The 26,814-nt window shown below is 47.8% G+C and carries 25 protein-coding genes; 10 read left to right on the plus strand and 15 right to left on the minus strand.

The window, feature by feature from the left end; genetic code table 11:
* The first annotated feature begins 11 nt into the window (after nucleotides 1-11).
* On the plus strand, nucleotides 12-812 hold the full coding sequence (locus tag FHS56_RS02070) for a TrmH family RNA methyltransferase (protein ID WP_166918220.1): 801 nt from the start codon (nucleotides 12-14) through the stop codon (nucleotides 810-812).
* Here FHS56_RS02070 and FHS56_RS02075 read toward each other — a convergent pair.
* From FHS56_RS02075 to FHS56_RS02085, 3 genes are all read right to left on the minus strand, one after another.
* On the minus strand, nucleotides 791-1,447 hold the full coding sequence (locus FHS56_RS02075) for a 4'-phosphopantetheinyl transferase family protein (RefSeq protein ID WP_166918221.1): 657 nt from the start codon (nucleotides 1,445-1,447) through the stop codon (nucleotides 791-793). The genes FHS56_RS02070 and FHS56_RS02075 overlap by 22 nt on opposite strands.
* Before the next feature lie 9 nt (nucleotides 1,448-1,456).
* Nucleotides 1,457-2,857, minus strand: coding sequence for a dihydrolipoyl dehydrogenase (gene lpdA, locus FHS56_RS02080; RefSeq protein ID WP_166918222.1), 1,401 nt, complete (start codon nucleotides 2,855-2,857; stop codon nucleotides 1,457-1,459).
* Nucleotides 2,858-2,935: 78 nt separating this feature from the next.
* Nucleotides 2,936-3,244 (minus strand): hypothetical protein, encoded by a 309-nt coding sequence (locus tag FHS56_RS02085; protein ID WP_166918223.1) that lies wholly within the window; start codon nucleotides 3,242-3,244, stop codon nucleotides 2,936-2,938.
* Nucleotides 3,245-3,308: 64 nt separating this feature from the next.
* Between FHS56_RS02085 and FHS56_RS02090 the strand changes: the two genes are divergently transcribed.
* The 3 genes from FHS56_RS02090 to folE all read left to right on the plus strand — a co-directional run bounded on the left by FHS56_RS02090 (nucleotide 3,309) and on the right by folE (nucleotide 5,034).
* A complete protein-coding gene (locus FHS56_RS02090) occupies nucleotides 3,309-3,821 on the plus strand; it encodes a metallophosphoesterase family protein (protein ID WP_166918224.1) in 513 nt (170 codons plus the stop codon).
* A 141-nt stretch (nucleotides 3,822-3,962) separates the two neighbouring features.
* Nucleotides 3,963-4,370 (plus strand): 6-pyruvoyl trahydropterin synthase family protein, encoded by a 408-nt coding sequence (locus FHS56_RS02095; RefSeq protein WP_166918225.1) that lies wholly within the window; start codon nucleotides 3,963-3,965, stop codon nucleotides 4,368-4,370.
* Nucleotides 4,333-5,034, plus strand: a complete 702-nt coding sequence (gene folE / locus FHS56_RS02100; protein WP_166918226.1) for a GTP cyclohydrolase I FolE — start codon at nucleotides 4,333-4,335, stop codon at nucleotides 5,032-5,034. Before FHS56_RS02095 ends, folE begins: the two co-directional genes overlap by 38 nt.
* A 70-nt stretch (nucleotides 5,035-5,104) precedes the next feature.
* On the opposite strand, the gene FHS56_RS02105 is transcribed toward folE, so the two are convergent.
* The 5 genes from FHS56_RS02105 to FHS56_RS02125 all read right to left on the minus strand — a co-directional run bounded on the left by FHS56_RS02105 (nucleotide 5,105) and on the right by FHS56_RS02125 (nucleotide 9,888).
* Nucleotides 5,105-5,446 (minus strand): rhodanese-like domain-containing protein, encoded by a 342-nt coding sequence (locus FHS56_RS02105; protein ID WP_166918227.1) that lies wholly within the window; start codon nucleotides 5,444-5,446, stop codon nucleotides 5,105-5,107.
* A 216-nt stretch (nucleotides 5,447-5,662) separates the two neighbouring features.
* Complete coding sequence (locus FHS56_RS02110) at nucleotides 5,663-6,028, minus strand: rhodanese-like domain-containing protein (RefSeq protein WP_243844126.1); 366 nt, start codon at nucleotides 6,026-6,028, stop codon at nucleotides 5,663-5,665.
* A gap of 26 nt (nucleotides 6,029-6,054) precedes the next feature.
* The gene (locus tag FHS56_RS02115; RefSeq protein ID WP_166918228.1) at nucleotides 6,055-7,464 is read right to left on the minus strand and encodes an MBL fold metallo-hydrolase; all 1,410 of its coding nucleotides are present in this window, start codon (nucleotides 7,462-7,464) and stop codon (nucleotides 6,055-6,057) included.
* An 85-nt stretch (nucleotides 7,465-7,549) separates the two neighbouring features.
* A complete protein-coding gene (locus FHS56_RS02120) occupies nucleotides 7,550-8,974 on the minus strand; it encodes an MBL fold metallo-hydrolase (RefSeq protein ID WP_166918229.1) in 1,425 nt (474 codons plus the stop codon).
* A 95-nt stretch (nucleotides 8,975-9,069) separates the two neighbouring features.
* On the minus strand, nucleotides 9,070-9,888 hold the full coding sequence (locus tag FHS56_RS02125) for a sulfite exporter TauE/SafE family protein (RefSeq protein WP_166918230.1): 819 nt from the start codon (nucleotides 9,886-9,888) through the stop codon (nucleotides 9,070-9,072).
* Between the two features lie 162 nt (nucleotides 9,889-10,050).
* Here FHS56_RS02125 and FHS56_RS02130 point away from each other — a divergent pair, with 162 nt between their 5' ends.
* Complete coding sequence (locus tag FHS56_RS02130; protein WP_166918231.1) at nucleotides 10,051-10,461, plus strand: OsmC family protein; 411 nt, start codon at nucleotides 10,051-10,053, stop codon at nucleotides 10,459-10,461.
* Between the two features lie 187 nt (nucleotides 10,462-10,648).
* On the opposite strand, the gene bcp is transcribed toward FHS56_RS02130, so the two are convergent.
* The gene (bcp, locus tag FHS56_RS02135; protein WP_166918232.1) at nucleotides 10,649-11,110 is read right to left on the minus strand and encodes a thioredoxin-dependent thiol peroxidase; all 462 of its coding nucleotides are present in this window, start codon (nucleotides 11,108-11,110) and stop codon (nucleotides 10,649-10,651) included.
* A gap of 105 nt (nucleotides 11,111-11,215) precedes the next feature.
* Between bcp and FHS56_RS02140 the strand changes: the two genes are divergently transcribed.
* Nucleotides 11,216-12,304 carry an iron-containing alcohol dehydrogenase family protein gene (locus FHS56_RS02140; protein ID WP_243844127.1) on the plus strand — a complete coding sequence of 363 codons (1,089 nt, stop codon included), beginning with the start codon at nucleotides 11,216-11,218 and terminating at the stop codon, nucleotides 12,302-12,304.
* 176 nt (nucleotides 12,305-12,480) lie between these two features.
* On the opposite strand, the gene FHS56_RS02145 is transcribed toward FHS56_RS02140, so the two are convergent.
* The 4 genes from FHS56_RS02145 to prmC form a co-directional block, all read right to left on the minus strand.
* Nucleotides 12,481-15,072 (minus strand): zinc-dependent metalloprotease, encoded by a 2,592-nt coding sequence (locus tag FHS56_RS02145; RefSeq protein WP_166918233.1) that lies wholly within the window; start codon nucleotides 15,070-15,072, stop codon nucleotides 12,481-12,483.
* 227 nt (nucleotides 15,073-15,299) lie between these two features.
* A complete protein-coding gene (locus FHS56_RS02150; protein WP_166918234.1) occupies nucleotides 15,300-15,536 on the minus strand; it encodes a ferredoxin in 237 nt (78 codons plus the stop codon).
* Between the two features lie 6 nt (nucleotides 15,537-15,542).
* Entirely contained in the window at nucleotides 15,543-16,799 is a 1,257-nt protein-coding gene (locus tag FHS56_RS02155) for a U32 family peptidase (protein WP_166918235.1), read from the minus strand.
* Between the two features lie 67 nt (nucleotides 16,800-16,866).
* Nucleotides 16,867-17,733 (minus strand): peptide chain release factor N(5)-glutamine methyltransferase, encoded by an 867-nt coding sequence (gene prmC / locus FHS56_RS02160; RefSeq protein ID WP_166918236.1) that lies wholly within the window; start codon nucleotides 17,731-17,733, stop codon nucleotides 16,867-16,869.
* Between the two features lie 73 nt (nucleotides 17,734-17,806).
* Between prmC and FHS56_RS02165 the strand changes: the two genes are divergently transcribed.
* The 4 genes from FHS56_RS02165 to FHS56_RS02180 all read left to right on the plus strand — a co-directional run bounded on the left by FHS56_RS02165 (nucleotide 17,807) and on the right by FHS56_RS02180 (nucleotide 23,701).
* Entirely contained in the window at nucleotides 17,807-18,574 is a 768-nt protein-coding gene (locus tag FHS56_RS02165) for a class I SAM-dependent methyltransferase (protein WP_166918237.1), read from the plus strand.
* A 34-nt stretch (nucleotides 18,575-18,608) separates the two neighbouring features.
* Entirely contained in the window at nucleotides 18,609-20,270 is a 1,662-nt protein-coding gene (locus tag FHS56_RS02170) for a M1 family metallopeptidase (protein WP_166918238.1), read from the plus strand.
* 63 nt (nucleotides 20,271-20,333) lie between these two features.
* Nucleotides 20,334-21,248, plus strand: coding sequence for an L-serine ammonia-lyase, iron-sulfur-dependent, subunit alpha (gene sdaAA / locus FHS56_RS02175; RefSeq protein ID WP_166918239.1), 915 nt, complete (start codon nucleotides 20,334-20,336; stop codon nucleotides 21,246-21,248).
* A 404-nt stretch (nucleotides 21,249-21,652) separates the two neighbouring features.
* Nucleotides 21,653-23,701: a M3 family metallopeptidase gene (locus FHS56_RS02180; RefSeq protein ID WP_166918240.1), complete on the plus strand. Its 2,049-nt coding sequence runs from the start codon at nucleotides 21,653-21,655 to the stop codon at nucleotides 23,699-23,701.
* Here FHS56_RS02180 and FHS56_RS02185 read toward each other — a convergent pair.
* Together FHS56_RS02185 and FHS56_RS02190 are read right to left on the minus strand one after the other, a co-directional pair.
* Nucleotides 23,690-24,466, minus strand: coding sequence for a patatin-like phospholipase family protein (locus FHS56_RS02185; protein ID WP_166918241.1), 777 nt, complete (start codon nucleotides 24,464-24,466; stop codon nucleotides 23,690-23,692). The genes FHS56_RS02180 and FHS56_RS02185 overlap by 12 nt on opposite strands.
* Nucleotides 24,467-24,690: 224 nt before the next feature.
* Nucleotides 24,691-26,664 carry a sodium-dependent transporter gene (locus FHS56_RS02190; protein WP_166918242.1) on the minus strand — a complete coding sequence of 658 codons (1,974 nt, stop codon included), beginning with the start codon at nucleotides 26,662-26,664 and terminating at the stop codon, nucleotides 24,691-24,693.
* Nucleotides 26,665-26,814 lie beyond the last annotated feature (150 nt).

Here is a 26,814-nt window from a genome sequence, read left to right on the forward strand (position 1 = left end):
ATAAAATCACTATGCCCTATCCATTGATTCAATCGGCACAAAATCCAAAAATCAAACGGCTTTACCAATTACATAAAAGCCATGCACGCAAGCAAGAAGGGTTAATTTTAATAGAAGGAAAAAAAGAAATCAGCTTAGCACTGCAGGCAGGCATACAGCTGGAGAGCCTGTTTTTTTACCCACGTTATACGCCGGAAAGCTGGATAGAGAGCCTCCCTCTCGACAAACAGAAAGTACGCATCTTTGAGGTAAGCGAAGAGGCAATGCAAAAGATAGCCTATCGCCCCGAGTCAGGGGTAGTTGCTACGGCGCCTCCGCCTGTGCGTCGTCTTGACGACCTACAGCTGCCCTCCAATCCCTTATTGATAGTAGTAGAAGCAATAGAAAAGCCCGGCAACTTAGGTGCCATCCTGCGCACTGCCGATGCCGCCTCTGTAGATGCCTTGATTGTATGCGACCCTCAAACCGACCTTTTCAATCCTAATGTAATCCGCTCCAGTTTGGGCTGTATTTTCACAGTACCCACCATCTGTGCTCCCAGCGAAACGGTCATTGCTTGGCTCAAAAAAAGAGGCGTATGCATCTACACAGCCGCACTGAATGCCTCCATACCCTACCATACTGCTGATTTTACCCGACCTTCAGCGCTGGTGTTCGGCACAGAAGCCACAGGGCTGAGTGACACATGGTTGCAAGCTGCCGACCAAAACATCATCATTCCCATGAGTGGCTACATAGATTCACTCAATGTGTCGAATGCCTGTGCTATCATAACATTTGAAGCCAAGCGTCAGCGAGGATTCAAGCGTTGATTGGTCCACACACACAAGAGGGCATCTGGCAACCGGTGCACCCTCAGCTCAAACGACAGCAGGGGGATTTTCTCTTTGCGCACCCAACCAATCAAAAAAGCGTCTTGTGGTGCCGGCTCCACGAGCAGCTCGGTGCGGTAGATAAGCTTTCCTTCTGCATATGCTTTAAAAAGTGCTTCTTTGGCAGCCCATAAGATGCCCAGCTTTTCAAGGTCATTGCCAGCCCACAGCATTTCTTGTTCGGCAAAAATACGGGGTGCCACGCGCAACAATTGTGGGCGGGGGCGCTCAATGTCGATACCTACCTCCCGGAAGTGAGCCGATAGCGCCACTGCCACATAGGGATAAGCATGGCTAAAAGAAACACCCACGGAAGGATAACCATTCAGCAGTGGCTGTTTTCCCCGTCGTAGCGTTCCGGTGTAGGGCATATGCCAATGCTCCTCAAGCAAGTAGCGCAACAACAGGCGTACTCCAATGGCTTCGCTGCGACGCACAGGATGCTCGATGCTTTCTACGTATTGCAAATCTGAAGCAGGCAAGCCCGCCGTACTGAGGGTGTCAGTCAGGCGGGCAAGCCCAATCAGTGTGCTTTGAATGTGTTCTGTGGGTTTATGTACCCAGATAATTTCCAAGGTATTCTATCAGATATGTAAAGGACGGTTTTCAGTAGCAGCCAAGCAAGCTTCTTTCACTGCCTCCATATAGGTGGGGTGTGCATGAGAAATGCGGGCGAGGTCTTCGGCAGAAGCGCGGAATTCCATAGCGACCACAGCCTCGGCTATCATATCGGCTGCCCGTGCGCCAATGATGTGTACGCCCAATATCTCGTCGGTTTCTTTGTGTGCCAACACTTTTACGAGACCGTCGAGGTCCATGCTGGCACGCGCCCGCCCCAACGCACGGAAAGGAAACTGCCCTTTCTTATAGGGTATGCTTTGCTCTTGCAACTCTTCTTCGGTATAGCCTACCGAAGCCACTTCGGGCCAAGTATACACAACCCCGGGAATCAGTCGGTAATTCAAATGCGGTTTCTGACCGGCAATCACTTCGGCGACAAATACCCCTTCTTCTGATGCTTTGTGTGCCAACATAGGACCGCGAACCACATCGCCGATTGCGTAGATGTTTTCAATATTAGTTTGCAATTTTTCATTGACAAGCACGCGCCCGCGCTCGTCGGTCTTCACGCCCACTTTTTCTAAACCTAAGCCTTCGGTATAGGGGCGGCGCCCAATGGCTACTAAACAGTAGTCGGCTTTCAAGTCGATGATATCGCCCTTTGGGGTTTCTACCTTTACAGTTGCTTGCTTGTCAGTAGCTTTGGCTTCCAGTACTTTGTGTTTAAAGTAAAACTGAATACCCAGCTTTTTCAACACTTTCTCTATTTCCTTCGACATGGTCGAGTCCATGGTAGGGATGGCTCTGTCCATGTACTCTACGATATGCACTTCAGTGCCCAAGCGGGCAAAGACTGAGCCCATTTCGAGTCCAATCACACCAGCACCAATCACTATCATCTTTTGGGGCAGCTCAGTGATATTCAAAGCTTCGGTGGAAGTGATGATGCGTTTTTTATCGATAGGAACGGTAGGAATGCTTGCCGGTTTCGAGCCGGTAGCAATAATCACTTTTTGAGATGTAAGCTGCTGTTTGCTGCCGTCTGCTTTGGTTACTTCCACGGTGTTCTTATCGATGAAGCTGCCCACGCCATGATATACGTCAATTTTATTTTTCTTCATCAAATACACGACCCCGTCGCAAGTCTGTTTGACCACTTCGTTTTTGCGTTCTATCATGCGGGGCAAATCTAACTTGATACCTTCTATCTTGATGCCGTGCGCGTCGAAATGATGAGTGGCGTTGTAGTAGTGCTCGGTGGAATCGAGCAGGGCTTTGGAAGGAATACAGCCCACATTCAGGCAAGTACCGCCCAAAGTGCTATATTTTTCTATCAATGCCACTTTCATACCCAGTTGCGCACAGCGGATAGCCGCTACATAGCCGCCGGGTCCGGAACCGATTACTGTTACGTCGTATTGCATAATCAATGGTTGTTTAATTGCTCAGGTGTTTGGGTGCAAAGGTAGTAATTCGAAAATAAAAACAAGGCTTTTGCAGCACTAAAACAGCATATCGAAGATTACCATGCCCAAAGGCACCAGCCAACTGATTATCCCTTTGCGTTGCGATTTTTCGTATTCGCTGCGGGCAAAGGCTTTCCATGCGCCCCGTATGTTGGTAAGCCCGAAAGCTGCCCACAAGACAATGCCCAACACCACCCCCACAAAACCGGGCACTCCTGCCCCAAAAAGACTTTGCACACTGCCCCATATGAGGTCGGCACCCAGTGCCAGCGACGAGAGCCCAAACAAAGCGGTATTCATAGAAAGCATGCGACGCGCACGGTTGTGTTTTTCTAACATTCCCATAGTTTCAAATTTTTATTGTTTCTTGCTTTTAGTTGTATTTGCAAAGCCATAGTTTGCAATTTCTATGAGGAAGATAGCAATTTTATCTGACACACACGGACACATAGACGAACAAATCCTGAAATTTTGCCGTGGATGCGATGAAATATGGCATGCCGGCGATGTAGGTGGCTTGCAAGTCATCGAAGCGCTACAAGAAGTAGCGCCCCTTCGGGCTGTTTATGGCAACATAGACGACCAAGCTCTGCGGCGCGTGCTGCCTGAGCACTTGGCTTTCGAGGCGGAGGAGCTGCAGGTATTCATGACCCACATAGGCGCTCTTCCTCCTCGCTATTCTAAAAAAATAAAGGGATTATTGGATGCCCATCACCCACAGTTGTTTGTATGTGGGCACTCGCATATCTTGCGCGTTATTCCTGACCCTGCGCAAAAGTTGCTTTACATCAATCCGGGGGCTGCCGGACACCACGGCTTTCATAACATACGCACCATGCTGCACCTCTACCTTGCTGGTGGAAAAGCGCAAAAAATAGAAGTCATAGAATTGGGAAAACGAGGGCAGCTTGTGCAGGATTGAACCATCTGACTTTTCTTTGGTGTTTTGTCAAGGAAGAAAAAACCAAGCCCCCTCCAAACTTTTTATCCGTGCGAGGGTTATTATTTTTGTTTCGGGAACGAAATCAACGAGAATAATTTACCTTATCGAGAACACAAGGATATGAAGGTAAAAGTATGTAGAAAAGAGCATTTTAATGCAGCCCATCGCTTGCATAATCCCGAATGGGACGAAACCACCAACCAAAGAGTTTTTGGCAAATGCAACAACCCCAATTACCATGGACACAATTATGAATTGATTGTGGAAGTTACTGGCGAAATAAATCCTTCAACCGGCTATGTGTATGACATGAAACAGCTAAGCGATTTAATACAAGAACACATCATTAAAAAATTTGACCATAAAAATCTCAACTTAGATACCGAAGAATTTAAAAACCTCAACCCCACCGCCGAAAACATAGCAGTAGTCATATGGCAGAAACTACGTGCCTTGTTACCGAAAGAATATGAATTAAAAGTTAAATTGTATGAAACAGAGAGAAACTTCGTTGAATTCCCCGCTTAACGGACACCAACAACATATGGATGATGCAAGCGATGAACACATTCCAAGCTCTTTTGAAACGCCACTGCGCGAAGATGCTTTTGAAATGGACGACGAGCTAAAAATGGAACTGATAGAAAAGCATTTTCGTGAAATCATGTACATCTTAGGGCTTGATTTGAGCGACGACAGCCTTAGCGGCACTCCTCGCCGCGTGGCAAAGATGTTTGTCAAAGAGATATTTAGCGGCTTGAATCCGAAAAATAAACCTCAAGTCACACTTTTCGAAAACAAGTACCGATACAACGAGATGCTTGTAGAGAAAGATATCACTTTCTATTCTTTCTGCGAACACCACTTTGTACCTATATGGGGCAAAGCACACGTAGCCTATATCTCTTCGGGCAAGGTCATCGGCTTGTCTAAGCTGAACCGCATTGTGCAATATTATGCCCGACGCCCACAGGTGCAGGAACGCATGACCGTACAAATTGCCAAAGAATTGAAAGAAGTGCTCGAAACAGAGGATGTAGCCGTATTGCTTGATGCCAAGCATATGTGTGTGGCAGCCCGCGGCGTGCAAGATACTACGAGCAGTACCGTCACTGCCTACTACGGTGGGCGTTTCAAGAATGAAGCTACCAAACAAGAGTTTTTGAAATATCTAAGCCCTATCGGGGAATAAACACTTCCGGCGGATAGGTCTTATATCTGCCCTCCTCTCAAGGCAACGGGTGATATTGCCCCGTTGCCTTTTATTTTTGCTTTTTTACCAAGGGTAAACCTTTTTGAATCCAGGCGGCCAAGCCACCCGACAGATTGCATACGTGTTCAAAACCGCGCGATAGCATCATGCCACAAGCTACTTTACTGCGCCCCCCTACTGCGCAATACACGTAGTAATGCTTACTGCGATCAAGCTTTTCGATTTCAGTAAGGAATACACCGCTGTTGATGTTCATAAGCAGCGCGCCTTCTAGGTGCACCTCTTCAAATTCATGCTCCGTACGCACATCCAGCAGTACAGCGTCGGGGTCTTTTTGTATCGCCTCATAAAAGGATTCAGGTCCCAAATCTTTGAAATAGTTTGCAGACATAAGTGTAGAGTTTAGCGTAAAAAGCCATATACTAATGTAGCTTTTTACGGCTAAAAATCAAATACTTTTTGAGTCATACAGTCAACTATATCAAAGCAAAGCTTTGATTTTAAAATACGAACGTAGGGTAGCAGGCAACCAGCAAGGTCAGCAATAAAAATTGAGACAGCCTTTCAAGGGCTGTCTCAATTCCAAGCTGCGTTAAACAACTTTTGTTTATCTTTCAACGGGCATACCCTCTGCCATCCATCGTGTGATGCCTCCGCTCATATTGACTAAATGAGCAAAGCCTTTGCTTGCCATTAAGCCACAAGCTGCACTGCTACGTCCACCACTGCGGCAATATACGTAGTAGGTTTTGTTTTTGTCGAGCTTATCGATTTCGGCAGCAAAGTTACCACCATTGATGTCAATGAGCTTGGCACCTTTCAAGTGCGCTTCGCGATATTCCATAGGCGTACGCACATCCAACAAGACAGCGTTGGGGTCTTGTTCATAGGCTGCCCAAAACTCTTTGGGCGTCATATTTTTGAAAGCTTGTCCTGTCATGGCTTTCCAGATAGTTTTTAGAGCGTTTAACATATGATTTTACTTCTTTTATGTCTGGTTTATTTAGGCTGTCCTGTTGTGGGGCAGATTTCCTGCGTCAAAGGCACAGAGGTATTTTTAATAGCATTGAAGCCTCCAGCAATATCGGTAATAGCTTCAAAGCCATTACGTTTGAGTATAGAGCAGGCAATCATAGAACGATAACCACCGGCGCAATGTACATAGTAATGCTTGTTTTTATCCAATTCGCCTAAGTGTTCATATATGTAATCCAAGGGTACGTTTTGAGCACCGGGAATGTGCTGCGCCGTGTACTCACCCGGCTTGCGTACGTCAAGAATATTAAGCTGTTGGGATTGGTAATGGCGGGCGAACTCTTCTGCGGGGATTGACTCTACTTGAGCAATTGCCTTCCCTGCTTCTTTCCAGCGTTCTATGCCACCACTCAAATAGCCAATTACGTTATCGTAGCCTACACGAGCCAAGCGAATTACGGTTTCTTCTTCGCGCCCTTCGGGGGTAATAAGCACAATAGGTGTATTCAAGTCTTCAACCAAAGTACCGACCCATATAGCAAACATACCATCCAGTCCTATGTTCAAAGCACCGGGGATATGCCCTTGGGCAAACTCTTGTGCGCTGCGTACGTCCAGCACTAAAGCCCCCTCTTTCATGTGCTGTTCAAAAGTGGCAAGGTCCAGCGCATTTTCTGCCTTCTCTACCACTTCAAGCACACTATTGTAACCTTGTTTGTTCAATTGAGCATTTTTGGCAAAATACTGCGGAGGCGGCAAAATATTGGTAGCCTCCTTGATAAACTGCTCTTTGGTCAACTCAGGCTGTAGAGCCCAATTGGTTTTCTTTTGGTTGCCCAAAGTGTCGTAGGTTTCTTTCGCCATGCTTTTGCCACAAGCCGAACCGGCACCATGCGCCGGATAGACTATCAAATGGTCAGGCAAAGGCATAATTTTATTTCGCAGTGAATCATACAGCATGCCAGCCAAATCTTCCTTGGTCAAGCCATTGCGAATAGCCAAGTCGGGGCGTCCTACGTCGCCAATAAAGAGGGTATCACCGGTAAAGATGGCATGTGGCTCGCCGTTTTCGTCGTAGAGCAAGTAAGTAGTCGATTCAGGGGTATGCCCGGGCGTATGAATCACCTTTATTTTCAGCTTACCGATGGTAAACTCTTCACCGTCTTGGGCTACATACACCGGGTAGTTGGTTTCTGCTCTCGGACCATACACAATGGTAGCTCCGGTGAGCCTTGCCAAATCAAGGTGTCCCGAAACGAAATCTGCGTGGAAGTGGGTCTCAAAGATGTATTTTATCTTAGCCCCACTTTTCTCTGCCAATTCTATGTAAGGCATGGGTTCACGCAGTGGGTCGATGACGGCGGCTTCGCCTTCCGATTCGATGAAGTAGGCACCTTGTGCCAGACACTTCGTATAAAGCTGTTCTACTATCATGAGGATACTTGTTTTATGTTTAACAAATTTACTAAAACCATTTCAAAAGGTGGGCGGAAGTCTCTGCCCGCCCACCGGTAGTTTTTTAAGCAGTAGCCAGTACTGACTCTTTAGGCACAGCCGTCTGCTTGATGGCGTTATACCCGCCCATGACATCTACTACCTGCTCAAAACCGTTTCGCTTGAGTATAGAGCAGGCAATCATGGAGCGGTAGCCACCGGCACAGTGTACGTAGTACTTCTTGCTTTTATCCAGCTCGCCCAAATGCTGCTGCAGGTAATCTACGGGATAATTGAGAGCACCTTTGATATGCTCTGCCTCATATTCGCCCGGACGGCGCACATCTAACACCATCGTTTTGCCTTCTTCATAAAGAGAAGCCAATTCTTCGGCAGTTACTGACTCAACCGTAACTATTTCTTTGCCTGCCTGTGCCCACGCTTGCATGCCATCGTTCAAGAAGCCCAGCACGTTGTCATAACCCACACGTGCCAAGCGGGTAATGGTTTCACGTTCGCGATTTTCGGGTGTAACCAGCACGATAGGCGTCTTCAGGTCTTCAATGATGGTGCCCACCCACACGGCAAACATACCGCCATCCAGTCCGATATTGAAAGCTGCGGGAATATGTCCCTTGCGGAAATCATCGGGTGTGCGCACATCCAGCACCACAGCGCCTTGGGCTATGGCTTTTTCCACGTCTTCTACGGTCATGGGAGTGAAAGCTCTTTCTACTACAGCGTCGTAGCTTTCATAGCCCATTTTGTTCAGAACGGCATTTTTGGGGAAGTATTGAGGCGGAGGCAGCAAGCCATCCGTTACCACTTTGATAAATTCTTCTTTCGACATGGGCTGAAGAGCATAATTGGTTTTCTTTTGGTTGCCCAAAGTATCGTAGGTTTCTTTTGCCAGGTGTTTGCCACAAGCCGAACCGGCACCGTGTCCCGGAAATACAATCACCTCATCGGGCAAAGGCATAATCTTGTTACGCAAAGAGTCGTACAGATGCCCAGCAAGGTCCTCTTTGGTCAGGTTTGTTTTTACTGCCAAGTCGGGGCGCCCCACGTCGCCTATAAAGAGGGTATCGCCGGTAAATATGGCTATCTCCTTGCCCTCGTCGTCGATGAGCATATAGGTGGTGGACTCCATAGTATGCCCCGGCGTATGCAGCACTTTGATAGTAATCTTTCCTACCTTAAACTCCTCTCCGTCTTTGGCGATGTATGCTTCAAAGTTGGGTTGAGCCGTAGGTCCATACACGATGGTAGCCCCTGTTTTCTTGGCAAGGTCGAGGTGCCCCGACACAAAATCGGCATGGAAGTGGGTTTCAAAGACATACTTTATTTTTGCCCCATGCTTCTGTGCCATCTGAATATAAGGCTCGGGCTCACGCAGTGGGTCTATTACTGCCGCTTCATCACCTGATTGAATATAATAGGCAGCTTCGGCTAAACAGTTGGTGTACATTTGCTCTACAAAGTACACGCCTTCTTTTTTGAGAGTTGCCATAGTTTTCCTCCATTTTTAAGGTTTCACTTATATAACACAAATATATGTAGATTTGTTCATAAGAAGAATGACTTTCGTCATTGTCTTCGTTGGCTTTATGCCCCCAGCGTTTCTTTTAAAAGAATAAATACCCCCATCACTAAGACGAACCAGCCAAAAGCGGGCTTCAATTTGGCACTGCTGATGGACTTGCTAATCCAAGTTCCCAACAAAATACCAATCACAGCCATTAAAGAAAAGAAAGCTAGGAAGGTCCAGTCGATGGCATCACCGTAGTTTTGTACATCCCCAATAAAGCCAATCAGCGATTTTGCGGCTATAATCAGCAGTGAGGTCCCTACCGCCAATTTCATGGGCAAACGCGCAAAGACCACCAAGGCAGGGATTATCAAAAAGCCTCCTCCTGCGCCCACAAAGCCGGTCAATACCCCCACTACTATGCCTTCTATAAAAATCAAAGGATAATTAAATTTCAAATCAGCTGCCTGCTTTTCTTCCTCGGCTGGTTCACTCCTTTTTTTATCGCGAATCATAGAAACAGCAGCCACCATCATCATAACAGAAAAAACCAGCATCACCAAAATGTTTTTAGTCAGTGTAAAACCGCCTATCTGTGCGATGGTATCAGGAATGGCAGGCATCAAAAATTTCCGTGTGGCATATACCGAAGCAAATGATGGTATGGCAAACACAATGGCAGTTTTCAAGCTAAGCTGCCCTCTGCGCCAATAGCCATATGCCCCAATAAGCGCTGTCAAGCCTACCACAAACAAAGAGTAAGCCGTGGACATCACCGGGTCTATACCCATTACATATACCATAATGGGAACGGTCAGGATGGAACCTCCGCCGCCCAGTAAGCCCAAGGTGAAGCCCATAACAACAGATAACAGATAGCCTAAAATCTCATTCATAGAACTTTTGCTTTTTTAAAGATGAGTTCAATTACAGTTTAACCACACAAACATATAAACATTTTTTCATATAAAAAAATCCAAGTGCACTTTTTTTGACAAAAAAAGCGGCAAAGTATTTTTGTGCGTACTTTTTTAAAACAACCAAACCATGGTTACCTTATGACCAAGATACAAGGAAAATATTTGGGACAACTCCGCACACAGTCTATACACCTACCATCGGGCGACGAACTGCTCACCGATGCCCCCACGGACAACCACGGCAAAGGGGAAACTTTTTCCCCTACCGACTTGGTAGCTACGGCTTTGGGCAGCTGCATGGTTACCATCATGGGCATTTATGCTGCGGGGCGTGATATTGACCTATCGGGCACCTATTGGGAGACCGAAAAAGTGATGGCGAGCAATCCGCGTCGTATAGCGGCAATACGCATACGCCTACATCTACCTCAAAGCATAGCAGCCAGCGAACGCCCCAAATTGGAACACGCTGCCCGCAACTGCCCCGTAGCCTTGAGCTTGTCTGCCGACTTAGAGCAAGACATTCAGTTCTTTTACGACGTAGAATAGGCATTCAATCAGTTCAGGTGGGGCGGCAATTCTGGCTGTATGCCAAAAGAGCGTTAAGGTTTCATATTTGCGACCTTACAATAAACTGCAGCGGGCAATCTCACGCTAAGCACCAGTTTTTGTTTTAAAAGAAGAGCCTTCGGTAAGCTTGTTCTGAAGGCTTTTATATCTGTCAAAAGCTGGGATATTATTTTTCGCCTTTTAGAATCTCTTCGGCATGTTCTTCTGTTTTGGGGCGCTTGATGATGCGCTCAATGGTGCCATCGGGATGGATGATAAACGTTGTGCGGACAGTGCCCCAGTATTTTTTGCCATACATGTTCTTCTCTTTCCATACCCCATAAGTCTCTACCAATTTCTGTTGGGTGTCGGAAATCAGAGGAAAGGGCAACTGATATTTTTCTATAAATTTTCGATGCGAAACTTCATCATCCACACTCACTCCTACTACTAAATAGCCTGCATTGAGTAGTTCTTGATAATGGTCGCGCAGGTTGCATGCTTGCTTGGTGCAGCCGGGGGTGTCGTCTTTGGGGTAGAAATAAAGAACTATCTTCTTGCCTTCTTTGAGCAAATCTTCAAGACGTACAATATTGCCGTTTTGGTCTTTGGCTTCAAACAAAGGAGCTTTGTCACCTACTTTCAACATAGCTTTTTTATGGTTTATGTTTTCACTTGCATACGCAAAGATATGAGAGAAAGTTTGTAAGTTTGCCCATGCATAGTAATTCTATCAATTAACCCAACGAACAACATGAGTAACATGTTTCGCAACTTCAAGAATGTAGGCAAATGCGCCTATGGACGTGGAAGCTTCGCCCGCTTGGGAGAAATTATAGCCCCCCAACGCAAAGAAAATAACGGCTATTTTGTCTTCATCGTAGATGATTACTTCCAAGACAAGCCCTTGGCTCAGCAGCTGCCTGTGGAAAGCAAAGACCGTGTGGAGTTCATCTATTGCGGAGGCGAAGAGCCTAAAACCTCTCAAATCGACGCTCTGCGCGACAGCATCTTGGCAGAAGGTGGTTTACCCGCGGGTGTGGTGGGTATCGGTGGCGGCAGCGCCATGGATATTGCCAAAGCTCTTTCGCTCATGCTCACCAATGAAGGTTCTTCGGTGCAATATCAAGGCTTGAATCTCATCAAAAAACCGGGCGTATATCATGTAGGAGTTCCCACCATCTCGGGTACCGGCGCCGAAGTATCGATGACGGCTGTATTGACGGGACCTACCAAAAAGTTGGGCATCAAATGCGACTATACCGTTTTTGACCAAATTATTTTAGACCCCGACTTAACTGCTACTGTTCCCAAGAACCAGTGGTTCTATACAGGTATGGACTGCTACATCCACTGTGTAGAAGCCATGACCGGTTATATGAAAAACACTTTCAGCGAAGCCTACGGCTACAAAGCTATGGAGTTGTGCGAAGAGGTGTATTTGGGTGAAAACGCAGGGCAAACCCCACTGAATGATGAAAAATTGATGGTGGCTTCCTTCATGGGGGGCTTGAGCCTTACTTATTCGGAGGTAGGCATATGCCATGCCCTCTCTTATGGTTTGTCTTTCGTTTTTGGCACACGTCATGGCATTGCCAACTGCATCTGTTTCAATCAACTGGAAGAGTACTACCCAGACGGGGTGAAGGCGTTCAAACAAATGGTAGAACAGCACGGCATAGACATCCCACAAGGACTTGCCAAAAACTGGACCGAAGAGCAAATAAACAAGATGACGGAAATAGCCTTAGGCTTGTCGCACATGTGGCACCATGCCTTAGGTCCGGATTGGCAAAGTAAAGTAGAGCCGGAAAAGATTAAAGATATTTACCGCAGAATGTAAGAAAACCAAAAGCCCCTCTTGATTCGAGGGGCTTTTTTATTTAGCAACTGTTTGCTTGTTCAAGTATTTTGATGACGGTAGTAACGACGACGTATCCAATGAGCGAATCGTAGCAGTAAAAGACTACAACTACTCCAATGAAATCATTCAAAAGCCATATAACACAAGCTGCTGCATTAGTCCGTCCGTTCTGCTTTTTCTATTAAGAACACCAAATAGTTGCGATGCGCTTTGGTTGCCAAGTCGGCGCCTGCATTGCGTTTCATCAGCTCTTTGATACGCTGTAGTTCATAAAAAGCCATTTCGCGCACCACATGTGGGTATGGCTGCCCTTTGTGCAAGCCGGCTACCTGCAGCAAGCGGTTCACATATTCTACCTGAAGATTGCGGCGGAAGGTGTTCACTTTTCCGCTCAGGTCTGCCATAAAGATGGCATTGGTCAGGTCGGTCATCATCTCGCTCAGCGGATAGGCATTGCCATAGAGCTCGCTGTTTACGATGCGAGTCAGGGTGTTGGGGTGCAACAAATGACTCAGTACCGTCTGTTGAATATTCAACACACGGGTATGGATTTCGGGGTCTTCGTTGTTGTTAGCGAAGTTGAAACCACGTCGTTGCATTTGCAGGTGAGCATACAAGGCAGAAGGCGCATTGAAGGCATCGGGCGCAAAGACATACCGCTCCAGATTGCGCATAGCTTGCTTTTGCTTTTCCCGCTCTACTGGCTTGAAAGGCTGAGTAGCGCCCTTCTGCCCCACAAAAGCACGCTCTACATACACGCCCCCTACATAGCGGGATAAGTTGTTGGCAGCATATGCCATTTCGGTGGTGATGATTAAGTATTGGTTGCGCAACAGTTGATAAGATTCATTTTCATGTGCTTGACGGTAGCGTTCGAGCAGTTCGCCTAACAAACGACGGCAAAGCTCCATACGTTGCATGGAATAAGTAACTACATCGCCCGACAGGTCATAAATCATCACGCGGGGGTCTATGCCTCTGCCCGGCGTGCGCATGTCGTCTGCATCATTGCCAAACATAAGCGCATGTTCGGTAGAGCGCTCCAATAGCTTTTGACGGCGTTGCGCTTCTGCGTCAGGGTCTTCTAAGTTGCCATAGGCAAACTCAATAGCCCAATGGTCATAAGGTCCGGGCTTGGTGGTAAAGAATTGCCCTTGTTTTGCTTTGTCCAGTGCTAAGTTGGCAGCGGGGTAGTCCATTACCGATGCCGTCAAGCCTACCTGCTGGGTGAGTTGCTTATCATGTATTTCATCGGGCATATGCAGTTGGCTTGCTTTCATGTTGTGATTCAAGCCTAAGGTGTGCCCCATTTCATGCAGCACAAGGTAGTACAAGGCATTTTCGACGTATTCTTTGATTTCGGCTTCTGAGGCACCGGTCAAGCTCAAAGCGGTTACACCAAACAGGGCTGCCTGATGCATATAATAAGAAGCCTCACAAGCGTTGGGGTGTTTTTCAAGCCACTCCTCTTTGCTTTGCAGCCACTGGCTGATACCCGCCACGTCGAAGGCTTCCTGCTGACGCAAGCGATTGGTAAAGAACACAAACTCCAGCATGATGTCGGCGCCTAATATCTGCCCTGTTCTCGGGTTCACGAAGCTGGGACCGTAGCCCCCAAAAGGCGGTGTGGGCGAAGAAGTCCAACGCAATACGTTGTAGCGGATATCGCCAGCATCCCAATCGGCGGTGTCGGGCTGCACGCGTATGTCGATGGCATTTTTGAAGCCTGCTTTTTCAAAAGCTTCATTCCAGCGCAAGCCGGCTTGGCGAATAATGTCGCGAAACTCATACGGTGTGGTGTTTTCAATCCAGAAGACAATAGGCTCTACCGGTTCAGACAGCTCGGCGTTGGGATTCTTCTTTTTCAGATGCCACTTGTGCACCAAGTCACGGTAGTTCACTGCCTTGGTGGTGGTCATATCGTTCACTTGAGTAGTGAAATAGCCTACACGCGGGTCATCCAATACAGGGACAAAATCGTTTTGTGGCATCTCTATGAGGGTATGTTGGAAGAAAATACTCACAAAACGGCTGTCTGCCAGCTCTTCTGCTCTCTCTCCGGGATTTGAATTGTCGAAGACATATTCTACAATCACGTCAGTATTGGCAGGGTAATTCTTCAAGGCTACAAACTTGGTTTTTTCTTTGCTAAGGTTGCCCAACTTAAATCCTTTGTATTCGGGTGGGTAGTTGGGTTTAATGGGATTGAAGTGCTCTGCCAGAAATACTTCATCAGCTTTGATAAGGTAGCGCTCATTTTTTTCATCGGCAGCTTCTATTTTCACACTCACCAGCACTGCATCGCTGATGTTGGCATGGGCAGCACGGCTCAGAGGGCTCTTGGGGTCAAAATAGAAGGAAGTGTTTTTATTGATAAACTCGATGCGGTCGAAGTGACGACGCACCGAAAAAATTGCATTGCCACGGAAAGCACCGCGGAAACTGCCAGCAGGCACAGCACCATCCACTACATGACTAAAATAAATGTATTCTTTTTCGAGCTGCGGTGCTTCGATGAGCATATACACCGTGCCGTCTTCTTTGTTTTGGTAGAGTTTAAACAGCCCATCGTAGGCAGTGCATTTCGAGGTGATGTCTTCAATGCTCTTTTTCTTTTTATCCTGTGAGGGAGCTTGCTGCGCTACTTGGGCTTTTTTCTTCTTTTTGCCAAACAACTGCGCATGGCTTGGTTGCGCTTGCCCCAACAAAAGAAGGATTGCTACCAAGGGTATCCATGTGTATTTCATAACTATGCTGTCTTTAATTTTTTGAAACAAACTTTTTAGATGTAACGACAAGGTAGTAGTAAAATTTTACAAAGCGACAATAAAATAAAAACAAAGCCTCACTTGGCAAGCGAAGCTTGTTTTTTTATGCTGCATAAGTGCATTATTTCTTCGTAAAGACTCAGACCAGCTTGCAAATACCAAAAAAAACAGACTTAAAAAGCAGTTTTGTGTTGGCTGAGCATCTTCTATGTATCCAAAATGCGGATAATATTCACCGGGCAATATTCAGCTGCCAAACGATTGGCTTCCAGTTCTTCTTCATGAATAAGCACCGAAAAGATGCCTTTCTTTTCTTTTGCGCCAAGCAACACCGATTTACCGTCTTTTTTGGACATGCGCCAGCGCTCCGGGGCTACTTCCACACAGGCATTGCAACCGATGCATTTTTGGCGGTATTGTATGACTCTGTATTTCTTTTTCATCCAGACTCAGGCTTCTGTTTCGGCTTTCTGCGAGACCTCTACCACTTTGTAAAGCTTATCAGAAGGGCGCACTTTTTCGGGCACTTTCACGGAGAAGATATCGCCTTTTTTCACTTCTTCTACGGGGCGGTCGTCTATGCGTAGCTCTTCCACTTTGGTTTGTATGAATCCGGTGGTGGGTCCCGTAATCATGATTTCATCGCCTACGCGCAGGCTGTGGGTTTCCATTTCAAACTCTGCCACGCCGATGCGGTCGAAGTATTTGCGTCCGCGACCCAAATAGATTTTACGTTTGGTAGCAGCCGAACCATATTCTTTGCTCCACTCGCCCAGTTTTCGTCCCAAATAATAGCCATCCCAGAAGCCGCGGTTATAGACCGTAGCCAGTCGCTCTTTCCATTCGGCTATCTTTTCGGGGGTATAGGTTCCTTCGGCGATGCTGTCGATAGCCTCGCGATAACAACGGGTAGTTACATATACGTAGTCGGCAGAGCGCCCACGCCCCTCTATTTTAAGCACACTCACACCTGCTTCTATGATTTTGTCTAAGAAGTCAATGGTGCACAAATCTTTGGCAGACATAATGTACTCATTGTCTATCTCCAACTCATATCCTTCTTCTTTGTCGATGACGATATAGCTGCGGCGGCAATTCTGAATGCAAGCTCCACGGTTAGCAGAGGCATTGTGTGAGTGCAAACTAAGATAGCATTTGCCAGACACTGCCATGCAGAGCGCTCCATGTCCAAAAATTTCGATACGCACCAGCTCACCCGAGGGACCCTTCACTTGACGGCGCTCTATTTCTCGCACAATATCGGCTACTTGCTTCAAACTCAGCTCACGCGCCATCACCATCACATCGGCAAAGGCGGAGTAAAACTCCACAGTTTCGATGTTGGTGATGTTGGCTTGAGTAGAGATATGCACGGGCATGCCCACACGACGGCAGTAGCTCATCACCGCATGGTCGGAGGCGATGATGGCATTTACCCCGGCTGCCTTCGAGGCATCCACGATTTCGCGCATGAGGCGCAGGTCGTGGTCATAAATGATGGTGTTGAGCGTAATGTATGATTTCACGCCTTTCGAGGCGGTCATATCCACGATTTTGGGCAAATCTTCCAAAGTAAAGTTGATGCTTGAGCGCGCCCGCATGTTGAGCTGCTCAATGCCAAAGTAGATAGAGTTTGCTCCTGCCTTCACTGCCGAGGCAATCGCCTCGAAGCTTCCCGCCGGCGCCATTAGTTCCATTTGAGCCATGATTGCTTATTCGTTTTTGTTTGAGCATACAAATTTACGCATTCATAAAGGAAAGCACAAAAGGGCATTATGCTTTGCAAGCGCGAAGCATGCGCTGTTTGCCCTGCATATCGCGGCGCAGCTGCACCTGCTGAAACCCATACTGTTCAAGCATGTGTTTGCAAGCCATCCCGTAATCCTCGTGTATTTCAAAAAACAAATATCCGCCGGGCAGCAGCGTATGCCACGCATAACGGGCAATGGCTTCATAAAAAAGCAGGGGGCGACTGTCATCGACAAAAAGGGCTATAGGCGGTTCATAATCAAGCACATGGCGCTGCATAAGCGCTTTTTCCTTTTTAGGTATATAAGGCGGATTGCTCACAATGACTTCCCACTGCTCGTTGTGAGTGGAAGCCGCAGCTTCTCTCAGAACATCCTTGTGCGAAAACCGAATTTCCACATGATGAAAGGCTGCATTGCGAGCGGCTTGCTCAAGCGCTTGCGACGACACATCCCAAGCGTGCACTTCGACAGCCGGCAGGTGTTTCTTCAAGGTGATGGCAATACACCCGCTGCCGGTACCTATGTCTAACAAACGAAGTGGCTGCCCGGGCGCTATGGACTGCAGCACCCACTCCACAAGCTCTTCGGTTTCTCGGCGGGGAATCAAAACAGCAGGGCTTACTTCGAAGCGCATGCCAAAGAAATAAGCCTCGCCAAGTACATACTGCACGGGCTCATGACGCAGCAAACGCTCTATATCCTGCTCTATACGCCGGCTTACTGCTTCGCTTAAAGACAAAGGGGCATTCAACAGGCGTTGGGCACTGCCTGCGCAGGCGCGCTTTTCAAGCAACCAGCGGGCAATGGCACGCGCTTCCGGCTCGGTATATACCACCAAAAGGCGTTCAAGCAGCCCCCTCTCCCATTCTTTGTAAGGTTTAACAGGCATTTTTCGACAAAGGTATCAATTTTGTAGCTTTGCAAAGACTGTATTGGCATTCTTTAAACATTATGTACTTTTCATGAAAGCCCTCATTCGATGGAGTTTGCGCTTTATTCCCCGTCCATGGCTTCAAAGAGCTGTTCCGGCGATTTTTCCGATACTTGCGGTTTGGTACCGAGGCAAGCGCTATGAATGCCCCATATGCCAAAGCCGGTGGCGCAAAATGCTGCCCTACGGCAGGGTGCAAATGCGGGCAAATGCGCTCTGCCCCAAATGCCAGTCGTTGGAACGACACCGTCTGATATGGTTATACCTGCAACGAAAAACAGACTTTTTCTCTGCTCCTCATAAGGTGCTGCACATAGCCCCCGAAGTTTGTTTTGTGGAACGTTTCAAACAGTTGCCACAGCTGAAGTATTATACTGCCGACCTCGAATCGCCTTGGGCAGACATCAAAATGGATATCCGCCGCATGCCACTTGAAGACAACAGCTTTGACATTATTTTTTGTAATCATGTGCTCGAACACATAGACGACGAACAGCAGGCGCTGCGGGAATTGTACAGAGTGCTGCGTCCCGGTGGTTGGGCACTTCTTCAAGTGCCTATCAACTACGAGCTGGAACACACCTTCGAAGACCCCAGCATAGAAAGCCCCGAAGCACGTGAAAAATACTACGGACAAAACGACCACGTGCGCCAATATGGGCGCGACTATGCTCAACGTTTAGAAAAAGCAGGCTTTCGAGTGAAGGCAGATGCCTTTGTAAAAACACTGCCGCCCGATGAAGTGCGTCGTTTTGCGCTTCCCGCCAACGAAATTCTGTATATTGCCGTAAAACCATAGTTCTTTTCAAGAGAAAGCCAAAAATCAGACTACTATGAAGATACATCCTTTTCGAGTGCTTATGGTCTTACCTTGCTTTTTTATGATGCTGCCCGGCTTTGCGCAAAAAGAAAGCTACAGCCGTGCCGATTCGCTTTTAGGTACGCTCACGCCCCTGCGCGGCTGCTACGACGTACACCATTATGACTTGTCTTTGCGCATTCTGCCCGAAAGCAAAAGCATCAGCGGCAGCAATACTATTTATTTCACCGCTACCCGCACTTTCAAAGAAATGCAGATAGATTTGGCTGCTAATCTCGCCATTCGGCGCATCGAGTGGAAGGGAAGTGCTCTTCCTTTCAACAGAGAAGCGCAAGCGGTATATGTCCGCTTTCCCAAAAATATAAAAGCGGGTAGCCAAAGCAGTATTACGGTTTACTACGAAGGCAAACCACAAGAAGCCCGCAATGCTCCGTGGGATGGGGGCTTTGTATGGAAAAGCCATCAAGGCAAGCTTTGGATAGGCGTTGCCTGCGAAGGCGTGGGCGCACACGTATGGTATCCTAACAAAGACCACCTGTCAGACGAACCGGACAGCGTGCGCCTGCATTATGAAGTACCGCAAGGCTTATGGGCTGTGGGCAACGGGCAGTTTGCAGGAATTGACACCCTTCAAGATGGCTTCGTACGTTTTCATTGGCGCGTAACCTATCCCATCAACAACTACAACATCACACTGTATGTAGCGCCATATGTGCATTGGCAAGACGAATACACCAGCGACGATGAAAAAAGGCTACGGTTAGATTATTTCGTACTGCCCGGCAATGAAGAGAAGGCGAAACAGCAATTCGCACAAGTAAAACCCATGCTCCGCTGCTATGAAAAGTATTTCGGGAAATATCCTTTTTGGCGCGATGGCTATAAGCTGGTAGAGTCGCCCTATTTGGGCATGGAACACCAAAGTGCCATTGCCTATGGCAACGGTTACCAGAATGGCTATCTTGGGCGCAGCCTCAGCACCGCTACCCAAATAGGCGAGCGCTTCGACTTTATCATCATCCACGAGTCGGGACATGAATATTGGGGCAACCTGTTGAGCTGCCAGGACCGCGCCGACATGTGGCTGCACGAAAGTTGGTGCACTTATAGCGAAGCCCTTTATGTGGAATGTATGTGGGGCAAAGATGCTGCCGATGCTTATTTAGCAGGTTACCGCCCGCTCATACAAAACCAAGCGCTCATGCTGGCACCACGGGGTGTGCATGCCGACCCACCCGGCGATATTTATTTCAAAGGCGCTTTGATGCTGCAAACGCTGCGTCACATCGTTGCCAACGACAAATTATGGTTCCGTGCCATACGGTCGGTACTCGAAGAGTTCGGCTATAAAACGGTGGACACACCCACTTTTATTCGCTTTTTCTCGCAGCAGCTCAATGCTGATTACAGCCTTTTCTTCAAGCAGTATCTTGAATACAAAGACATCCCAGTGTTTGAATACCATGTACTGCGCGGCAAGCTGCATTACCGCTGGAAAGCCAACGTGCCCGAGTTCGAGATGCCTTTTGTGGTATCATGGCCCGGTGAAACCCACCGCCTACGTGTAACTACCCAATGGCAAAGCCTACCCCTGCCGCATCAAGTAAAAAAGGAAGATTTGATTTTCGACACCCATCATTTCCTCGTTGATGTGAAAGAAACCTACGAAAACTGACCTTCCTCGTCTTGTTTTTTGTTGTATAAGCACAAAGCAGGGATTTTTAACGAAAAAAGTGTTATGACCATACAGTTCGATTCTTTTCAAGAGTGGGCTCAATTTTGCCAAAAACATAACTGCAAACTCTACGAGCCGGTACTGCGCTACGAAATAGAGCTACGCAACCGCAGCGAGGAAGAGATATGGGCACACATGCGCAAAGCCTACGGCGTGATGTGTGAAGCCATAGAAACAGGCTTAACCGAAGACATGCGCTCCCGCTCGGGCATGATTGATAACGGCGGCAAGAAAGTGTATCACAGCCCGATAACGGTGCTTTCGCCCGAATTCCAAAAGCTGGTAGCCCGGGCAGTTGCTGCCAAAGAAGTCAACTCCTGCATGGGGCGTATCGTAGCAGCGCCCACGGCTGGTGCTTCGGGCATCATGCCAGCGGTGCTCTATACTCTGCAAGAGGTACACCAGTTGCCCGAACAAGTGATTCTTGAAAGCATGCTGGTAGCAGCAGGCATTGCCCTCATCATCGAAAAGAAAGCGGGCATTGCAGGTGCAGTAGGCGGCTGCCAAGCAGAAACCGGCACCGCTGCTGCCATGGGCGCCGGCGCTATAGTGTATGCTCTGGGGGGCAATACCGAACAGGTATTTAATGCCGTGGGCATCACCATACAGTGCATGCTGGGCTTGGTATGCGACCCCATCGCTGGGTTGGTAGAAATGCCCTGCGTGGTACGCAATGCAAGCGCCGCTGCCATTGCTTACTCCTCAGCGCAGCTATCCATAGCAGGCATGAGTGGTGTGGTACCCGTAGATGAATGTGTGATGGCGATGGGTGAAGTAGGACAAAGCATGGAAACCCGCTATAAAGAAACTGCCCAAGGCGGCTTGGCAACAACCCCTACCGGGCTTGCCATAGCTCAAAGGGTGCTTGTGCAGGATATAGAAATCCTCGATGATGAAGAGCAACAAGAAAACCAATAAAAAATAAAATACGTTAAGTCGCTTGAAATAAACAGCGTTGCCTGCCATTTCAAGCGGAATGAAGCCCAAATTCTCGTAGCTTAGCATTCAAAGGGAGAAGAGTCAACTCGGAGATTCTGAATATTGAGTTCGGACTCAACGAGCTCTATCCCCAAAAGCCTGCATTAGGTGAGTGTCTGGTTTTTCTTTTCCAATCGAAAGAGCTCTTCTTTGACAGCAACCAAACTGCTCTTTATTCTTGATAGATGCACATACTGAAACTTTTTCGTGGCTCAATTGCCGATGAAAAACAGCCCCGTTTACTTTTTAAAAGGCATATAGCTTTTTTACGCCTTATTTTGTTATCTTTTCAGCAAAGGTTCTTTTTAAAGTTACAACTTTACAGAGATTGAAAAACAAACCCTATGAAAACAGACATCCGCAATCCTTTACTTGTTGAAAGCGAGCATCCTTTTGCTGCCCCCGATTTTCCTGCCATACAAACAGAACACTACTTGCCCGCCTTGCAAGAAGCAATAGAGCAAGCCAAAGCAGAAATTGAAGCCATTGCGCAGAACCCCGCAACGCCCGATTTCTTCAACACCATAGAGGCGCTGGAGCGTGCAGGCAAGCAAGTCAATCGCATTGCTTCCGTATTGTTCAACTTGAATAGTGCCGAGACCAACGAAAGCCTGCAAGCCGTGGCACGCGAAGCAAGCCCCCTACTGGCTGCCTATGCCAACGACATCATGCTCCATGAGCAGCTCTTTGCACGCATACGCTACGTATGGGAACATAGGCATAAAACGCAACTTACTGCCGAGCAGCAAATGCTGCTCACGCAAACGTACCGTCAGTTTGTACGCAACGGGGCGCTGCTTTCCGAAGCAGACAAAGCCATTCTTCGCCAAATAGATGAAGAGAAAGCACGCCTTTCAGTGCAGTTTGGCGAGAACGTACTCAAGGAAACCAACGATTTTATATTGGTACTGGAATCGGAAGAAGAACTGGCAGGTTTGCCCGCTTGGGCAGTAGAGGCAGCACGCCAAGAGGCAGCCAAGCGCAATATGTCCGACAAATGGGTCATCACTTTGCAGGCACCCAGCTTCATGCCTTTCATGCAATATGCCCAACGGCGCGAGCTGCGCGAAAAACTCTACCGTGCTTATGCGTCGCGTGCCTACCGTAATAACGAGCACAACAATGTGGAAATAGCACGCCGCATAGCCGAACTGCGTGTGCAACGCGCCCGCTTGCTGGGATACCCCACCCATGCTCACTTTGTGCTGGAAGAGCGCATGGCACAAACCCCCGAGCGGGTGCAGGCTTTCTTAGATGAACTGGCGCAAAAAGCCAAACCCGTAGCCATTCGCCAGATGAGCGAACTGGAAAAATTTGCCAAAACACAAGGCTTCGAAGGACAACTGCAACGCTGGGATGTCTCTTTCTATGCAGAAAAGCTAAAAAAACATCTGTTTGACATAGACGACGACCGCCTAAAGCCTTACTTTCCTTTGCCACAGGTATTAGCCGCTGCCTTTGAAGTAGCCGGGCGGCTGTACGGCATCTCCTTCCAACAACGAACCGATATCCCCGTCTATCACGAAGAGGTGGAAGTATATGAAGTGCTGGACTACGACGGCACCCACTTGGGTTTGTTGTATGCCGACTTCCATCCGCGCGAAGGCAAACGCAGCGGTGCTTGGATGACCACCTTCCGTGAGCAGTACAAAGAAGAGGGTAAGCGCATTTCGCCTTTGGTGTCTATTGTGTGCAATTTTACACGCCCTACCCAAGACAAACCCTCCCTGCTCACCTTCAACGAAGTAACTACCTTATTCCATGAGTTTGGGCACGCCCTGCATGCCCTCCTCTCCGACGTAACCTATGAAAGCCTGTCAGGTACCAATGTGTATTGGGATTTTGTAGAGCTGCCTTCGCAAATCATGGAAAACTGGTGCTATGAAGCCGAATGCCTCGCCCTTTTTGCTAAGCACTACGAAACCGGCGAAACGCTGCCCATGGAATACATAGAAAAAATCAAGGCGCTGGGCAAGTTTATGGAAGGCTATCAGACCCTGCGACAACTGAGCTTCGGCTATCTCGACATGGCATGGCATGCCGTAGAACAAGCGCCCATATTCAACAAACTTGAGGATTTTGAACGAGAAGTGCTTACACCCGTCGATTTGTTGCCACCAGTAGAAGGCACTGCCATCAGCACCGCTTTTTCACACATTTTCTCTGGTGGCTACTCTGCCGGCTATTACAGTTACAAATGGGCAGAGGTGCTCGATGCCGATGCTTTTGCCCTCTTCCAAGAAAAAGGCATCTTTGACCGCCATACAGGGCTTGCTTTCCGCCGCCTGTTGGCAGCCGGTGGCTCGCGACATCCTATGGAACTGTACAAGGCGTTTCGAGGGCACGAGCCTTCAGTAGAACCCCTGTTGCGTCGTGCGGGCTTACTGGAGTAAACCCTGCAAATGGGGCATCACCCGTAAAGCAGCTTCATAGCCGGCTTCGTAAAAGAAGTCGGCTTTCTGAAAAGCAAAAATATTGTGTTCCGACAGCCCCGGCGGTTCTATTACCACATTGCATTTTTTCAGATTTTCCTGAACGTTCTGCCACACAATCAAATCAAAGCAACGCTCCCCTACCGACAGCATCGTCCACGAGTCGTCGGGAAGTACCTCCAACGGATTTACATTCACCCCTATGACGGGGAAACAGTGCTCCAGAAGGGGCTCTACCGGCAAGTTGTTGAGCATGCCACCATCTACATAAAAATACTCGCCTATTTTCACAGGCTTGAATAAGATAGGAATAGAAGCCGAGGCTTCTACCGCCTCGTACAGGCTGCCCTCTGAAATGAACTCGGCACGCCCGGTATTCAGGTTAGATACCGATACGGTAAAAGGACGCTCCAGCTCTTCAAAGCGCTCGGGCAGAAATCGTTTCATCAGTTTGCGCAGGTAGCTAAGCTCCGACAAGCCGCTGCTCGGCAAAGAGAAAGAAAAGAGCTTCAACAAGCTGGCATCATCCACCAAGCGCTTGAGGTCTTCCGGGTCATAGCCCGCTGCATAAAACGCCCCTACGATTGCTCCCATACTTGCCCCTGCGACCCTGTCGGGTGCCATACCCCTCTCAAACAATGCCTGCAGCACACCTACATGAGCAATACCACGCGCACCGCCCCCACTCAAACAGATGCCTATAGGCTTTTTTTTCTTTTTTAACATGACATGCTTTAAATAAGTGGGACACATAAGATAATGCAAAAAAAGACTGCCAGCTGGCAGTCTTCTGGTATCACTCAACGAGAATCATCGTTGTTTTCCTCAATAGCATTCGGCTTTGGCGGAGTAGTCAATACCCGCCAGAAAAGATATGCCGTCACTAAGGTAACCATTCCCTGAACCGTAATCATCGTAATCAATGCACTTGTTGTCATGGCTCGTTTCGTTTAATAATTTGTAACATCGTAATCATCGCCCGGATAGGTTTCATCCACTATCTCATCTCCGGTCTTTCCTTCGCGTTCGCGCTTTTTGGTAGCGACATATACCAACACACAGATACCTATAAATAGTCCCATCAGCAGCAAGCGAGCCATGTCTATGTAAAAGATGTTGTTTACAAAGCCGCCTTTGGCTATAGGCGTTCCTACTTCCACCTTATCGCCTACTTTTACAAGTAGTTCTTTTTCCGGGGCAATGCGGTAAGCCTTTACTACCACCAACGAATCGAATAGCAAAGATTGGTCTATTGCTTCCTCCCCTTCATAAAGGCGAACACCCGCAGGTGAGCGGTAGAAAGTTTTTTGCTGAGCGATTTCCACCAGATGACGATTGCGGCGCTTCGTACGTCCTATGTTGTAAACTACGCCTGCCACCTCCGACTCCAGCACATCAGAAAAATAACTTTGATTGGCAACCACTCCCTTGTGCTGAATCTTACCTATGATGCTGCTGGCATCTAATTCCCAATTACCGGAAAAAGCCGCTTCCCAGTCGTTGTTTTTGGGCGTAACCAAAGCACTCAAAAAGACTGCTAACAAGAGCAGCGGCGTTACATATTTCAATATGGGCTTATAGAAGCGAGGCACCCGGATGTCGGCACCTAAATTGATTTCGCGCCAGCCGCGACGGATACCAAACAACCAAGCGAAAATCAAAGACTCTGCCAAAGCAAATATCACTAACGACACGGTGCCTGCCCAGTAGTCATATTCATCAAATACGCCTTGCTGAAAGAAGAATACAGTAGGCAAGCCCATGATGAGTGTTACCAAACCAAATGACCAAGCTGCTTTTTCACGGCTCCAATTGAATTCATCACGCATGAAGCCCATCCAAGGAGTACCCATTGCCAGCGACGAGGTGATGCCTGCAAAGAAAAGCAAGCCAAACCACATGACACCTGCCACGGTAGCCAAGAAGGGTCCCCACTGTCCAAAGAGGTAGGGCATCGTTTGGAAAGCCATAGAGAAACCTGCATTTTCAAGCACCCAATCCAAGCCCAGGTAGCCTACAGCAATAGGTATCACGATGGAAGCACCCAAGACGATTTCCACGAAGCCGTTCATAAAACCTGCTGACATAGCATTCAAAGCGATATCATCGCGCGATTTCACATAAGAAGCATAGCACTGGATAGTACCCATGCCTACCGAAAGGGTGAAGAATATTTGCCCAGCGGCTGCCAGCCATACTTTGGGGTCAAGCACCGATTCGAATTTGGGCTCCCACAAGAAATTCAAGCCCAAGTAGGCGTTGCAGTCGGTGCATCCTTCGGGGGCACCAGAATCGCCTAAGGTCAAGCCGCGCACTGCCAAAAAAGCACCAAACAGAAGCAAAAGCGGCATACCTATCTTAGCCACCTTTTCAATCCCCTCACTCAATCCTCTCGAGAGGATATAGGTATTCAGTGCCAAACAGACCAGATAAAAAATAACCGCTTCATAGGGGATACCAGTTGTAGAATAAGTTACATCCACATAGCTGTTAAAGAAAGAGGCTACTTCGATTTGTGTTTTTCCCGAAAAAGTCTGCATGATGGAGTGATACACATAAGCCATTGTCCACGACTCGATATAGCAGTAATATGCCGCCACCCCTATGTTAGTAAAGATGCCAAACACCCCAAAATATTTCCAGAAGTTGCTTTTGGTCATCTTATCCAGAATAAAAGGCGTGGAGTGGTTGCCATAGCGTCCGCCGAAGCGCCCAGTAGCCCACTCTATCCACAGCATGGGAATACCCATCAGCAAAAAGCACACAATATAAGGAATGATGAACGCACCACCGCCGTTTTGCACCGCCTGCATCGGAAAACGCAAGAAGTTGCCCAAACCAACGGCGTTGCCTGCCATGGCAAGAATTAAACCGATACGAGACCCCCAGGATTCTTGTTTATTCAAAGTAGTTGTATTACTCATACACTGATAATTTAAAGCCGTTTTTACTTTTAGCCTCGAAAGATAAGGATGATAGACAACGAAAACAAGATTTTTATTACTTAATCTTAGTGGTTGAAAAATAAAGTGTTTTATTTGCAATTCTTTTCAATGGTTTATTTTCCTGAAAAC

This window comes from Thermonema lapsum, from assembly GCF_011761635.1.
Classification (GTDB): Bacteria; Bacteroidota; Bacteroidia; order Cytophagales; family Thermonemataceae; genus Thermonema; species Thermonema lapsum.